12 protein-coding genes and 2 riboswitches are annotated in these 14,269 nt (G+C 69.2%); of the genes, 9 read left to right on the forward strand and 3 right to left on the reverse strand.

Annotated features, from left to right (window positions below; all coding sequences use genetic code 11):
- Positions 1-182: 182 nt before the first annotated feature.
- The 3 genes from glyA to gcvT form a co-directional block, all read right to left on the reverse strand.
- Positions 183-1,442: a serine hydroxymethyltransferase gene (glyA, locus tag ACWGJY_RS04305; RefSeq protein ID WP_453259271.1), complete on the reverse strand. Its 1,260-nt coding sequence runs from the start codon at positions 1,440-1,442 to the stop codon at positions 183-185.
- A 98-nt stretch (positions 1,443-1,540) separates the two neighbouring features.
- Positions 1,541-1,918, reverse strand: a complete 378-nt coding sequence (gcvH, locus tag ACWGJY_RS04310) for a glycine cleavage system protein GcvH (RefSeq protein WP_453259272.1) — start codon at positions 1,916-1,918, stop codon at positions 1,541-1,543.
- A 128-nt stretch (positions 1,919-2,046) separates the two neighbouring features.
- On the reverse strand, positions 2,047-3,174 hold the full coding sequence (gene gcvT / locus ACWGJY_RS04315; RefSeq protein WP_453259273.1) for a glycine cleavage system aminomethyltransferase GcvT: 1,128 nt from the start codon (positions 3,172-3,174) through the stop codon (positions 2,047-2,049).
- Positions 3,175-3,207: 33 nt separating this feature from the next.
- Positions 3,208-3,325: riboswitch (glycine riboswitch) on the reverse strand.
- Positions 3,326-3,421, reverse strand: a riboswitch (glycine riboswitch).
- A gap of 261 nt (positions 3,422-3,682) precedes the next feature.
- On the opposite strand from gcvT, the gene ACWGJY_RS04320 reads away from it, so the two are divergent.
- The 9 genes from ACWGJY_RS04320 (at position 3,683) to ACWGJY_RS04360 (ending at position 14,262) form a co-directional block, all read left to right on the forward strand.
- Entirely contained in the window at positions 3,683-4,369 is a 687-nt protein-coding gene (locus tag ACWGJY_RS04320) for an AAA family ATPase (RefSeq protein WP_453259274.1), read from the forward strand.
- 92 nt (positions 4,370-4,461) lie between these two features.
- Complete coding sequence (locus tag ACWGJY_RS04325) at positions 4,462-5,259, forward strand: enhanced serine sensitivity protein SseB (protein WP_453259275.1); 798 nt, start codon at positions 4,462-4,464, stop codon at positions 5,257-5,259.
- Between the two features lie 61 nt (positions 5,260-5,320).
- Positions 5,321-6,121 (forward strand): enhanced serine sensitivity protein SseB C-terminal domain-containing protein, encoded by an 801-nt coding sequence (locus tag ACWGJY_RS04330; protein ID WP_453259276.1) that lies wholly within the window; start codon positions 5,321-5,323, stop codon positions 6,119-6,121.
- A gap of 407 nt (positions 6,122-6,528) precedes the next feature.
- Positions 6,529-7,527 carry an ABC transporter permease gene (locus ACWGJY_RS04335; protein ID WP_453259277.1) on the forward strand — a complete coding sequence of 333 codons (999 nt, stop codon included), beginning with the start codon at positions 6,529-6,531 and terminating at the stop codon, positions 7,525-7,527.
- A 122-nt stretch (positions 7,528-7,649) separates the two neighbouring features.
- Entirely contained in the window at positions 7,650-9,398 is a 1,749-nt protein-coding gene (locus ACWGJY_RS04340) for an ABC transporter substrate-binding protein (protein ID WP_453259278.1), read from the forward strand.
- Between the two features lie 76 nt (positions 9,399-9,474).
- Entirely contained in the window at positions 9,475-10,485 is a 1,011-nt protein-coding gene (locus tag ACWGJY_RS04345; RefSeq protein WP_453259279.1) for an ABC transporter permease, read from the forward strand.
- Entirely contained in the window at positions 10,482-11,606 is a 1,125-nt protein-coding gene (locus ACWGJY_RS04350; RefSeq protein ID WP_453259280.1) for an ABC transporter ATP-binding protein, read from the forward strand. The genes ACWGJY_RS04345 and ACWGJY_RS04350 overlap by 4 nt, the downstream gene beginning before the upstream one ends.
- Positions 11,603-12,742, forward strand: coding sequence for an ABC transporter ATP-binding protein (locus ACWGJY_RS04355; protein WP_453259281.1), 1,140 nt, complete (start codon positions 11,603-11,605; stop codon positions 12,740-12,742). The genes ACWGJY_RS04350 and ACWGJY_RS04355 overlap by 4 nt, the downstream gene beginning before the upstream one ends.
- A gap of 110 nt (positions 12,743-12,852) precedes the next feature.
- The gene (locus ACWGJY_RS04360) at positions 12,853-14,262 is read left to right on the forward strand and encodes a M1 family metallopeptidase (RefSeq protein WP_453259282.1); all 1,410 of its coding nucleotides are present in this window, start codon (positions 12,853-12,855) and stop codon (positions 14,260-14,262) included.
- Positions 14,263-14,269 lie beyond the last annotated feature (7 nt).

Below are 14,269 nucleotides of genomic sequence, written 5' to 3' on the forward strand. Positions count from 1 at the left end.
CCATGCACGCCGCGGGAATGCCGGGAGGCACCGTGGGGCGTGGAAGAAGTGGAAGAAGGGGAGAGCCGTCGTACAGACCGTGAGCCCGGGGCCAACCGCCCCGGGCTCACCGCTCGTTCACCCGCCGCCCGCCGGTTGCCGGCGGGCGACCGGCGGGCGGCGGACTCAGCGCATGAAACGCGTCACAGGGACGGGTACAGCGGGAACTTGTCCGCCAGCGCCGTGACCCGGGCCTTGAGGGCCCCGGCGTCGTAGGCCGGCTTGAGGGCCTCGGCGATGATGTCGGCGACCTCGTGGAAGTCCTCGGTCTGGAAGCCGCGGGTGGCCAGCGCGGGGGTGCCGATGCGCAGGCCGGAGGTGACCATCGGGGGCCGGGGGTCGTTCGGGATGGCGTTGCGGTTGACGGTGATGCCGACCTCGTGGAGGCGGTCCTCGGCCTGCTGGCCGTCGAGCTCGCTGTTGCGCAGGTCGACGAGGACGAGGTGGACATCGGTGCCGCCGGACAGGACGGAGACCCCGGCCTCGGTGACGTCGGGCTGGACGAGGCGTTCGGCGAGGATGCGGGCGCCGTCCAGGGTGCGCTGCTGGCGCTCCTTGAACTCTTCGGAGGCGGCCACCTTGAAGGAGACGGCCTTGGCCGCGATGACGTGCTCCAGCGGCCCGCCCTGCTGACCGGGGAAGACCGCCGAGTTGATCTTCTTGGCCAGCTCCTGGGTGGAGAGGATGACGCCGCCGCGGGGGCCGCCGAGGGTCTTGTGGGTGGTGGTGGTCACGACGTGGGCGTGCGGCACGGGCGAGGGGTGCAGGCCCGCGGCGACCAGGCCGGCGAAGTGCGCCATGTCGACCATCAGGTAGGCGCCGACCTCGTCCGCGATCCGGCGGAACTCGGCGAAGTCCAGCTGCCGCGGGTACGCGGACCAGCCGGCCACGATCAGCTTCGGGCGGTGCTCCTTGGCGAGGCGCTCGACCTCCTCCATGTCGACCAGGTTGGTCTTCTCGTCGACGTGGTAGGGCACCACGTGGTAGAGCTTGCCGGAGAAGTTGATCTTCATGCCGTGGGTCAGGTGCCCGCCGTGGGCGAGGTTGAGACCCAGGATGGTGTCGCCCGGCTTGATCAGGGCGAACATCGCCGCGGCGTTGGCCTGTGCGCCGGAGTGCGGCTGGACGTTCGCGGCCTCGGCGCCGAAGAGGGCCTTGATGCGGTCGATGGCGATCTGCTCGACGACATCGACGTGCTCACAGCCGCCGTAGTAGCGGCGGCCGGGGTAGCCCTCGGCGTACTTGTTCGTGAGGACGGAGCCCTGGGCCTCCATGACGGCGACGGGGGCGAAGTTCTCCGACGCGATCATTTCGAGGGTGGACTGCTGGCGGTGGAGTTCGGCGTCGACGGCGGCGGCGACATCGGGGTCGAGCTCATGGAGGGAGCTGTTCAGAAGCGACATAAGTCTTCCCGGGGAGTCAGGGGGCGCGAGGGGGGTCTCCCCGGACGGAGTCCGGGGGAGCTTCCCCGCGGGTGGTGGCGGAGGAGGAGCGGGGCAGCTCAGCTCTGGATGAAGGCGGCGTACTCGTCGGCCGAGAGCAGCTCGGCGGGCTCACCGCCGGTCTTCACCTTGAACAGCCAACCACCCTCGAACGGGGCGGAGTTCACCAGCGAGGGGTCGTTGACGACATCCTCGTTGATCTCGGTGATCTCACCGTCGACGGGCGAGTAGAGATCGCTGACCGACTTGGTCGACTCCAGCTCGCCGCAGGTCTCGCCCGCCGCGACCGTGGTGCCGACCTCAGGGAGCTGCACGTAGACGACGTCGCCGAGCGCGTTGGCCGCGTGCTCGGTGATGCCGACCGTCGAGACGCCTTCCTCGGCGCCCGACAGCCACTCGTGCTCCTTGCTGTAGCGCAGCTGCTGGGGGTTGCTCATGGCTCGATTCTCCTGTACGCGAGGGTGTGGTCGTGACGGGGGTCGCCCCCTGGCGTGGCCCGGGGGGAGGGTCTTGCACAGTGAGACGCGCGGGCGCGCGCCGCTGCCGGGTCTGCCGCGGTCAGCCCTTACTTCTGGCGCTTGTAGAACGGCAGAGCGGTGACCTCGTACGGCTCATGGCTTCCACGGATGTCCACGCAGACACCCTCGGTACCCGGCGTGGCGTAGGCCGCATCCACATAGGCGAGGGCGACCGGCCTGCCCAAGGTGGGGGAAGGCGCCCCGGAGGTGACCTCGCCGATGACCGTGCCGTCGGCCGTGACGACCGGGTACCCGGCGCGCGGGACCCGGCGGCCCTCGGCGAGCAGGCCGACCAGCTTGCGCGGCGGGTTCGCCTCGGCGCGCCCGGCGGCCGCCGCCAGCGCCTCACGGCCCACGAAGTCCCCGCCGTTGGCGGTCTTCTCGAACTTCACGACCCGGCCCAGACCCGCATCGAACGGCGTGGTCGCGGTGGTCAGCTCATGCCCGTACAGCGGCATGCCGGCCTCCAGGCGCAGGGTGTCGCGGCAGGACAGGCCGCAGGGCACCAGACCGGCGTCCTTGCCGGCCTCGGTCAGCGCCTCCCACAGGGCGACCGCGTCGGCCGGCCGGACGAACAGCTCGAAGCCGTCCTCACCGGTGTAGCCGGTACGGGCGATCAGCGCCTGGACGCCGGCGACCGTGCCGGGCAGGCCCGCGTAGTACTTGAGACCGTCCAGATCGGCGTCGGTGAGCGCCTTGAGGATGCCGGGGGACTCGGGGCCCTGCACCGCGAGCAGCGCGTACGCGTCCCGGTCGTCGCGGATCGCGGCGTCGAAGCCGCCGGCCCGCGCGGTCAGCGCGTCCAGCACCACCTGGGCGTTGGAGGCGTTGGCGACGACCATGTACTCCTGGTCGGCCAGGCGGTAGACGATGAGGTCGTCGAGGATGCCGCCCTCGGCCTCGCAGATCATGGTGTAACGGGCGCGGCCGGTCTTGACGCCGCCGATGTTGCCGACCAGCGCGTAGTCGAGAAGGTCGGCGGCCTGCGGGCCGCTGACGGTGATCTCGCCCATGTGGGAGAGGTCGAAGAGACCGGCGCGGGTGCGGACGGCGACATGTTCGTCGCGCTCGCTGCTGTAGCGGAGCGGCATGTCCCAGCCGGCGAAGTCGGTCATGGTGGCGCCGAGCGCGCGATGGGTGGCGTCCAGCGCGGTACGGCGGGGGGCATCAGTCATGGTTCTGGGCTCCCAGGCATGGGTGACAAGACGTTCTCCCCATCTGTCATCGGAACCTGAGAGGTTCACCGGGATCCCGCGAACGGACCCGGTTTGCACCTTGGGTGGAGCCGCCCCGTAGGCCGGGCAGTGGCTCGCTTTTCAGATCTGCCTCGCCCGCGCGGTATAGGGGCCTGAGAGATTCAAGGGAGGACTTGCTCCTTCGGCGCCCCGCCATGGCGGCCGGGGACTCTCCCGCGCGGGTTCAAGCGGCCGGTATGGAGTTGGCGGTGCACAAGTGAGACGCGATGTGCACGTGGCGGCCACATCATTGCACGGGATCGCCGGATACAGGAGCCCTGGCGGCTGCCCCGTCCGTGACGTGGGCAGATCGGCCGATCACCTTGCTCGGCATTACCTTTTCTTGACACTCTGCGGGTACGGGGACGGACTCGAACCGGAGCAGAACCGGACGGGGAGGGCGATCACGGTGCACAGTGAAGCGGCACGGGGGGCCACGTCAGGGGTCGTGCCCCCGGGCGTCGCGCCGAAGGCGCCGCCCGCCACGGTGCCCCGGACCGGACGGCCGCCGCGGTCCGTGGTCCGGGCGGGCCGCGGCGCCCGGATCGTGGACCTCCGGGGCGGGGGACGGGCGCGGGGCGCCGCCGAGCTGCGGTTTCCGGCCGGTGACCTGGTGGTGGTCTCCGGGCTGCCGGGCAGCGGCAAGAGCACCCTGATGCATCGTGTGGTGCCGCCGCTGGACGCGCACGGTGCCGCGGTGCACCGCATCGATTCGCAGGACGTACGCGAGCGCTGGGAGGGCGGCAGACTGCGCGGCCTGCCCTACGCCCTCTACCGTCCGCTGGTCCGGGCCGCCCACTATCTGACGCTTCGCCGTGCGCTGCGCTCCGGCGGCAGTGTGGTGGTGCACGACTGCGGCACCCTGGCGTGGGTGCGCGGCTGGATCGCGCGGTCGGCGGTGCGCGGCGGCCGTGGGCTGCATCTGGTGCTGCTCGATGTGGCGCCCGAGGCGGCGCTGTCCGGCCAGGAGTCGCGGGGGCGCGGGGTGTCGGAGTACGCCTTCGCGCGGCACCGCAGGGCGGTGGGCCGGCTGGTCGGCGCGGCGGAGGCGGCCCGGCTGCCGGACGGGGTCGGCTCGGCGGTGCTGCTCGACCGGCGGGCGGCGAGCGCCCTGGAGACGGTCAGCTTCGACTGAGCGGAGCGGCACCCCGCCCCCCGGGTTCCCCCTCCCGCGCTCTCGTCTAGGGTCTTTGGCCAGATGGCGCGGTTCGGAACGGGTGGGTACACATGACATTTCCGCAGCAGGGGATACCGCAGCTGGCGTGGCCGGCGAACGAGCTCGAAGAGGTGCTGGCCGCATCGGTCGGCCATCCGGGCGCCGGCGGCCGGATCGTCGAGGTGCTCGGCCGCAGCCGGGTGTGGGTGCCGCTGCCGAACGGCGGTGGCCCCGAGAGCGCGGGCCCCGGCGCCCGCGGCCTCGATCTGCCCACCGTGGAGCTCGGTGGCGCGGCCTACGTCCCGGTCTACAGCTCCGAGCAGGAGTTCTTGCGGACGGTCGGCTCGCACCTGTCCTTCACCGTCGCCCCGGCCCGGGAGTTCGCGCGCGGGCTGCCGCCGCACATCGGCATCGCGGTCAACCCCGACGGCACGATAGGCGTCCCGCTGCCGCCGCCCGCGGTGGCCGAGCTGTGCCGGGAGGCCCGCCATGAGCCGGCCGGTCTGCCGAGCGGCGGCCGGGTGCGGCTCTTCGAGCCGGACTGGCAGGACGAGCCGGTGGATTTCCTGGCCGCCGCCGGACTGGAGTTCTCCGGCGCCGGAATTGTCCTGACTGCCCGGCGTGCCCTGGCAAGTGTCGAGGGCGACACGCCCGCACTCTTCGTCGGTGTGCAGATCGGGGCGGACCTGACCGCACTGCACGACGGCACCGCCCGCGAGACGGTACTGTCAGCCCTCGGACGTGCGCTCGGCGCAGTACCGCTGCCCTGGCCCGTACAGCTCGTCATGCTCGACATCGCCCAGGGTGACCCGGTCGCCGACTGGATGCTGGAGCGTGTGCGGCCCTTCTACTCCCGGGACCACTCGTAAGCTGGTTGGATGACGGGCGGGCGCACCCACACGTGCCCTGCTGACAGAAGGGACGGACCACGTGAGCGCGGGTGCGCATCAGGGGCCGGCGGCGGCCGGACAGCTGGAGCAGCTGCTCCAGCAGGTCTCGCCCGGCCGTTACGACGCCTATGAGGCACTGCTGCACGCGCTCGCCGCGGGCCAGGTCTGGATGCTGCTGTGGCACGGCCGGGCCGGCTCGGCCGATGCGCAGTACGGGAACATGGAGGTCGAGGGCCTCGGCTATGCGCCGTGCGTGACCTCCGCACCCGAGCTCGCCGCCTCCGGCTGGAACCGCGACCACGAGGTCGTCACCGGACCGGAGATCGCCGCCTCGCTCTTCCCCGACCGCTGGGGCCTGTGGCTGAACCCCCATGCCCCCGGCGGCGGCGTCGGCATCCCGTGGCTGGATCTGCGCCGTATCGCCGGTGGCCTGGACCGGCTGCCGGCCGGCCCGCTGCGGATCTCGGAACCGGTCATCGACATCCCGCAGTTCTATGCGCTGCTGGCCCAGAACGCCCACCGGACGCCCGCCGTACGGTCGTTGCGCCGGGCCTGGGTGCAGCCCGCACTCGGTGCCCCATATCTGGCGATCGGTCTGGATCTGTACGACACCGGTCAACAGGCAGTGGATTCGGTGCGGTTGATGATCCAGCAGTCGATCGGCGCGGTTCCGGACGGGCTGCCCGTCTCCACCGTGGCGATGAACGACGACTACGACCCGGTCGGCATGTGGATGCGGGCCTTGGCGCGCCCCTTCTTCGACCGCGACGGCTACGCCCAGCCGCCGGGGCAGCAGGCCCCCGCGCCGTCGTACGGCTACGGCTACCCCCGCCCTTACTGACAGTGCGCCGCCGGCGTCCGGGAGTGCCTGCCGGGTGTCGGCCTTGTGGTGAATTCCCCCTTCATGTCGCGCAGTTGAGGCCCTCTTCCGCGCGTGATCGCCCCGCTGAGGCCGAACTGCTGTCCGTATAACGGAAAGCAGTGGGACACATCACAGTTACGCATCCTTTCCCTGTCAGGGCTGGTGACTGATCGCGAAAGGGATGAAGACTCCGGAAACAACAGGGCCTCGGTCCTTTGTACGAGCGTCATCCCGTACGGCGTCGCGTGAGCCTCCGGATTTTCCATTGTGCGAACTTCCGTGATGCCCGCAGGACTTGCACCACATTGCACCAGTGAGGCGAACCAGGCCGCTATCCGCGGCGGGCAGGGGCCGGCCACCGTCGGCCGAGAGGGGTCAAAGGCACTGTGACCGCACCGATCGAGACCACCGGGGCGGCTGCTGAGGCGCAGCCGGAAGCGGTGCTGAAGGGCGTCGAAGGAAAGCGGATCGAGGGGCGTTCGCTCGGCCAGATCGCATGGCTGCGCTTCCGGCGGGACAAGGTCGCGGTGGCCGGTGCCATCGTTGTCATCCTGCTCATCCTCATCGCCGCGCTCTCCCGTCCGATCCAGGGCTGGCTGGGCCTGGACCCGGACGCGCCGCAGCAGTCGCTGATCGACCCCAACACCACGCTGCCCAAGGGAGACCTGGGCGGGATGAGCCCGGACCACCCGCTGGGCGTGGACCCGAAGTTCGGCCGCGACCTGCTCGCCCGGGTGCTGGAGGGCTCCTGGGTCTCGCTGATCGTGGCCTTCGGCGCGACGCTGCTGTCGGTGGCGATCGGCACCGTCCTCGGTGTCGTCGCGGGCTTCTACCGCGGCCGCGTCGACGCGGTCATCAGCCGGCTGATGGACATCTTCCTGGCGTTCCCGCTGCTGCTGTTCGCCATCGCGATCTCCGCCTCGCTGCAGGGGGGCGCCTTCGGGCTGTCCGGCCTGCCGCTGCACCTGTCCGTCCTGATCTTCGTGATCGGCTTCTTCAACTGGCCGTACATGGGCCGCATCGTGCGCGCTCAGACGCTGTCGCTGCGCGAGCGGGAATTCGTCGACGCCGCCCGTGGCATGGGGGCGCGCGGTCCCTTCATCCTCTTCCGTGAGCTGCTGCCCAACCTGGTGGGTCCGATCGTCGTCTACTCGACTCTGCTGATTCCCTCCAACATCCTCTTCGAGGCGGCCCTGAGCTTCCTGGGCGTCGGCATCCAGCCGCCTCAGGCGTCCTGGGGCGGCATGCTCAACCAGGCGGTCAAGTACTACGAGGTGGACCCTCAGTACATGATCGTCCCCGGCCTCGCGATCTTCGTCACCGTGCTGGCGTTCAACCTGCTCGGTGACGGTCTGAGGGACGCACTGGACCCGCGCAGCCGCTGATGGCTGCCGGCTCCCGCTCGGAAGCCTCAACTGCGTTACTGCATATCTGAGTTACTGCAATTCAGCGTTACTGCAATCTGACGTGTGACGTTTCTCGACGAACGAAGGGGACACCGACCATCATGCGAAGGTCAGTTCCGGTCGCGGCGATAGCGGCCATCACCAGTGCGGGCCTTTTGCTGGCCGGCTGCAGCGGGGGCACGGATTCCGGCAGCTCCGGGAGCGCGAATGCCGCGACCAAGGGGATTGTCAATGCCTCGGACCAGAAGGGCGGCACGCTCACCTACGCGATGAGCGACGCGCCCGAATCCTTCGACCCGGGGAACACGTACTACGCCTTCATCTACAACTTCAGCCGCCTCTACGCGCGTCCGCTGATGACCTTCAAGCCGGCACCCGGCAAGAAGGGCAACGCACTCGTCCCCGACCTGGCCGAGTCGGTGGGCAAGCCGACGGACGGCGGCAAGACCTGGACGTACAAGCTCCGCAAGGGCGTCAAGTACGACGACGGGTCGGCGGTCACCTCCCAGGACGTCAAGTACGCGGTCGAGCGCAGCAACTTCGCCCGCGACACCCTGTCCCTGGGGCCGAACTACTTCCAGCAGATCCTCAAGGACAACGACGGCGGCTACAAGGGTCCCTACAAGGACAAGAGCAAGGCCGGCCTGAAGTCCATCGAGACCCCGGACGACCAGACCATCGTCTTCCACCTCAAGAAGGCGTTCGCGGAGTTCGACTACCTGGTCAGCGCGCCGCAGACCGCTCCCGTCCCGCAGGCCAAGGACAAGGGCGCCGACTACACCAAGTCGGTGGTCTCCTCCGGCTCGTACAAGTTCCAGAGCTACCAGGAGGGCAAGCAGCTCACCCTGGTCCGCAACCCGAACTGGTCGGCCGCGACCGACCCGCTGCGCAAGCAGCTGCCGGAGAAGATCGTCCTCAAGCTGAAGGTGGCCCAGTCCACCATCGACAAGGACCTGCTGGCCGGCAACACCCTTGTCGACCTCTCCGGCAAGGGCGTCGACGCGCAGACCCAGGCGCAGCTGCTGACCGACTCCAAGGAGAAGGGCAACACCGACAACTCGCTCGGGCAGCGCCTGGTCTACACGGCGCTCAACACCAAGGTGAAGCCGTTCGACAACGTCGAGTGCCGCAAGGCCGTCGAATACGCCATCGACAAGAAGGCCGCGCAGACGGCCCTCGGCGGCCCGATCCGGGGCGACATCGCCTCCACGGTCCTGCCGACCGACCTCGACGGATACCAGAAGTTCGACCTGTACCCGCAGAAGTACTCGGGCGACAAGCTGGACCTGACCGAGGCCAAGAAGCACTGGGCCAAGTGCGGCGCCGGCAAGGTCGACACCACCATCCTGGCGCGCAGTGACCGCCAGGAAGAGGTGGACGCGGCGACCTCGGTGATCGACTCGCTGAAGGCGATCGGCGTCAACGCCAAGATCCAGCAGTACCCGACCAGCAAGTACTTCTCGGACTACGCCGGTGTGCCGACGTTCGACAAGAAGAACAACGTCGGTCTGATCATGATGCAGTGGGGCTCGGACTTCCCCACCGGCTACGGCTACCTGCAGCAGATCCTGCACGGCAAGGCCATCGGCGCCTCCGGCAACACCAACCTGTCGCAGCTGGACGACCCGGAGATCAACAACCTCCTGGACACGGCCATCGCCAATACCGACAAGGCCGCGCGCGAGAAGGCCTACGCCCAGGTCGACAAGAAGGCGATGGAGCAGGCCGCGGTCGTTCCGCTCACCTACTTCAAGGTCCTGATGTACCGCTCGCCCAAGGCCACCAACCTGGTGTCGACCTCGGCCTTCAGCGGTCAGTACGACTACCTCAACATCGGCGTCAAGAAGTAAGCCCCGGAAGGCAGGTGAAGGCATTGGTGCCCGCGGGCCGAGCTGAACCGCTCGCGGGCGCCGACGCCGCATCCCCGTGTTCTCGTACATCATCCGCAGGTTGATCAGCGCGGTGATCCTGCTGCTGATCGTCAGCGCGGTCACCTTCGGCATCTTCTTCCTGCTGCCGAAGATAGCCGGGCAGACCACTGACCAGCTTGCCCAGCAGTACATCGGAAAGGCCCCCACACCTGCGGACATCGCCGCGGTGAAGAAGAATCTCGGCTTTGACAAGCCCGTGTACGAGCAGTACTGGGACTTCCTCAAGGGCATCTTCGTCGGCACCGACTACAAGTTCGGCCCGGAAGCGGCGCGTTGCCATGTGCCGTGCTTCGGCTACTCCTTCAAGACCCATATCGAGGTCTGGCCCGAGATCCAGTCGCGGCTGCCGGTCACCGCCTCCCTCGCGCTGGGCGCGGCGGTCGTCTGGCTGGTCTCCGGTATCGCCACCGGTGTGGTGTCCGCGCTGCGCCCCGGTTCGGTCTTCGACCGGCTGTCGATGGGCATCGCGCTGGCCGGTGTCTCGCTCCCGATGTTCTTCACCGGGGCGCTGGCGCTGGCGCTGTTCACCTATCAGTGGCCGATCTTCGAACGCAGCGACTATGTGCCGCTCTTCGACAACCCCTTCCTGTGGGCCAGAACCCTGGTGCTGCCCTGGGTGACCCTGGCCTTCCTCTATTCGGCGCTCTACGCCCGCCTCACCAGAGCCGGGATGATGGAGACCCTGAACGAGGACTACATCCGCACCGCACGGGCCAAGGGCCTGGGGGAGCGCACGGTCGTCGTCCGGCACGGCCTGCGTGCCGCGCTCACCCCGATCATCACGGTCTTCGGCATGGACCTGGGCCTGCTGCTGGGCGGCGCCCTGATCACCGAACAGGTCTTCTCCCTCCAGGGGGTGGGCGCCTTCGCGGTACAGGCGATCACCGACAACGACCTGCCGAAGGTCCTCGGCGTCACCCTGCTCGCCGCGTTCTTCATCGTCCTTTGCAACCTGGTGGTAGACGTTCTGTACGCCGCCGTCGACCCGCGGGTGAGGCTCTCGTGACCGACTCCTCCGAGGACAGGACCCGGACGGCCGAGGCCGCCACCGCCACCGCCGCCGGGGCCGCGCCGGACCCGGCCACGCCCCCGGCCGCCTTCCTGGACGTGCGCGGTCTGAAGGTGCACTTCCCCACCGACGACGGCATCGTGAAGTCCGTCGACGGGCTCTCCTTCACGCTGGAGAAGGGCAAGACGCTCGGCATCGTCGGCGAGTCCGGCTCCGGCAAGTCCGTGACCTCGCTCGCCGTGATGGGCCTGCACCGCGCCTCGCGCCGGCAGCGCCGCACGGTGGACATGTCCGGCGAGATCTGGCTGGACGGCAAGGAGCTGGTCTCCGCCGGTCCGGACGAGGTGCGCCGGCTGCGCGGCCGCGAGATGGCGATGATCTTCCAGGATCCGCTCTCCGCGCTGCACCCCTTCTACACGATCGGCCAGCAGATCGTGGAGGCGTACCGCGTCCACAACGACGTCGACAAGAAGACCGCGCGCAAACGGGCGGTCGAGATGCTCGACCGGGTCGGCATCCCGCAGCCCGACAAGCGGGTGGACGACCATCCGCACCAGTTCTCCGGCGGGATGCGCCAGCGCGCCATGATCGCGATGGCGCTGGTCAACAACCCCGAGCTCCTGATCGCGGACGAGCCGACCACCGCACTGGACGTCACCGTCCAGGCGCAGATCCTGGACCTGATCCGCGATCTGCAGAAGGAGTTCGGCTCGGCGGTCATCATCATCACCCATGACCTCGGGGTGGTCGCCGAGCTGGCCGATGACCTGCTGGTGATGTACGGCGGGCGGTGCGTGGAGCGCGGCCCGGCCGAGAAGGTCTTCTACCAGCCGCAGCACCCCTACACCTGGGGCCTGCTCGGCTCCATGCCGCGCATCGACCGTGACCAGACGGACCGGCTGATCCCGGTCAAGGGCTCCCCGCCCAGCCTGATCAACGTCCCGTCCGGCTGCGCCTTCAACCCCCGTTGCCCGTACGCGGATGTGCCCGAGGACAACCTCACCCGTACGGTCCGCCCCGAACTGCGCGAGGCCGGCGGCGGGCACTTCTCCGCCTGCCATATGCCGCAGGAGGAGCGGGAGCGTATCTGGACCGAAGAGATTGCGCCGAAGCTGTGACCGAGACGACTGACGACCAGAACAAGAAGATTCCGCTCCAGAAGACGGCCGGTACCCCCGCGGAGCGCTCCGCGGGGACCTCCTCCGACGCCGCGCCGCTGCTCAGGGTCCGCGGTCTGGTCCGGCACTTCCCGATCACCAAGGGCCTGCTCAAGCGGCAGGTCGGGGCGGTGCAGGCGGTCGACGGCATCGACTTCGACGTACGGCCCGGGGAAACGCTCGGCGTCGTCGGCGAGTCCGGCTGCGGCAAGTCGACGATGGGGCGGCTGATCACCCGGCTCGACGAGCCGACCGGCGGCTCCATCGAGTTCCAGGGCCAGGACATCACCCATCTGTCGCCGGGCAGGCTGCGGCCGATGCGCCGTGACGTCCAGATGATCTTCCAGGACCCGTACGGTTCGCTGAACCCGCGGCACACCATCGGCGGGATCGTCTCCACCCCCTTCCATCTGCAGGGCGTCGAGCCCGAGGGCGGGGTGAAGAAGGAGGTGCAGCGGCTGCTGGAGCTGGTGGGCCTGAGCCCGGAGCACTACAACCGCTATCCGCACGAGTTCTCCGGCGGCCAGCGCCAGCGCATCGGCATCGCCCGCGCGCTGGCGCTCAAGCCCAAGCTGGTGGTCGCCGACGAGCCGGTCTCCGCGCTGGACGTGTCGATCCAGGCCCAGGTCGTCAACCTCATGGACGACCTCCAGGAGGAGCTGGGCCTGACGTACGTCATCATCGCCCACGACCTCTCGGTCATCCGGCACGTCTCGGACCGGATCGCGGTGATGTACCTCGGAAAGATCGTGGAGTTGAGCGACCGCAAGGAGCTCTACGAGTCCCCGATGCACCCGTACACCAAGGCGCTGCTGTCCGCGGTGCCGGTGCCCGATCCCCGGCGCCGTACCCAGCGCGACCGGATTCTGCTCAAGGGCGATGTGCCCTCGCCGATCAATCCGCCCTCCGGCTGCCGGTTCCGCTCCCGCTGCTGGAAGGCGACCGAGGTGTGCAGCACCACCGAACCGCCGCTGGTCGCGCTGCGGACGGGGCACCAGGTGGCCTGCCACCACCCGGAGAATGCCGGGGACGCCGGGAACGGCGGGGACGCCGGGGACGCAAGCCCGGCGGCCGGTACGGCGGCAACCGGCAAGTAATACTGAGGACTTGGCAAAGTCCTGGGCAAAGCGCGACGGGAGAGTGCAGAGTCGGCACGGTTGTTCGATCTTGAGGCGAACTTTCATCCGTGTGTCCGAAGGGATGGCTCATGGCACTCTCCCGTTCCGCACGTCGCACCTCCCGCTGGCTCGCTCTGGCCACCGCGGTGGCCTCGGCCGCCACCATCGCCGCCGCGCCCGGTGCCTCTCCCGGCGCCCCGGGCGTCGGTGATCCGTACTTCCCCAAGCTGGGCAATGGCGGCTTCGACGCCCTGCACTACGACCTCGGCGTCAGCTACCAGCCCGGCAGCGGCCGCCTCGACGGCCGCACCACGCTCACCGCCAGGGCCACCCAGAACCTCTCCGCCTTCGACCTCGACCTGCAGAAGCTGACGGTCGATTCGATCCGGGTGAACGGCCGGCGGGCGCACTTCGCCAGATCCGGCGACGAGATATCCGTACGCCCCGACTTCACGCTGCGCCACGGCAAGACGTTCACCGTCACCGTCGCCTACCACGGCGTCCCCAAGCCGCTGAGCGGTCCGATCATCTTCGGCTCCGACTACGGATGGATGAAGACCAAGGACGGTGTCTTCGTTGCCTGCGAGCCGAACGCCGCCTCGACGTGGTTCCCCTCCAGCGACCACCCCGGCGACAAGGCGACCTATGACATCCGCATCGACGCCCCCAAGGGCCTGACCGGTGTCTCCAACGGCCGGCTGATCAGCTCCGGGGAGGCGCACGGCCGCTCGTACGCCCACTGGCGCGAGAGCCGGCCGATGGCGACGTACCTGGCCACCGCCACCATCGGCAAGTTCGACGTCCGTACGGGCACCACCCCCGGCGGCACCCCCATCTATGTCGCCACCGATCCGACGCTGCCCACGGGCAATGTCGATGTCTACGGTGTCACCGCCGCGGCCACGGACTACTGGTCGAAGGTCTTCGGCCCGTACCCCTTCGAGGAGACCGGCGCGATCGTCGACGACATGCCGCAGGCCGGCTTCTCGCTGGAGGTGCAGTCCAAGCCCGCCTACTCGGCCGTGCGCAACGAGACGACCATCGTCCACGAGCTGGCCCACCAGTGGTTCGGCGACTCGGTATCCGTCAAGCAGTGGAAGAACATCTGGCTCAACGAGGGCTTCGCCAGCTATGCGCAGTGGCTGTGGGCCGAGCACCGCGGCACCCAAAGCGCCCATGACGCCTTCCGCAAGGCGTACGACGCCCGGCCGGCGGACGACGCCTTCTGGAAGGTGAAGGTCGCCGATCCGCAGCGGGACACCATGTTCGCCCAGGCGGTCTACACCCGCGGTGCGATGACGCTGCAGGCGCTGCGCGAGCGGATCGGGGACAAGGCGTTCTTCAGGCTGCTGCCGGCCTGGACCGCCGCGCACCGCTACGGCAACGCGGACACCGCCCAGTTCATCGCGCTCGCCGAGAAGATCTCCGGGCAGCAGCTGGACGACCTCTTCGGCGCCTGGCTCAACACGGACCGCAAGCCGCTTCTGCCGGGCAACTAGAAACCCG

The organism is Streptomyces sp. NPDC054765 (assembly GCF_053612065.1).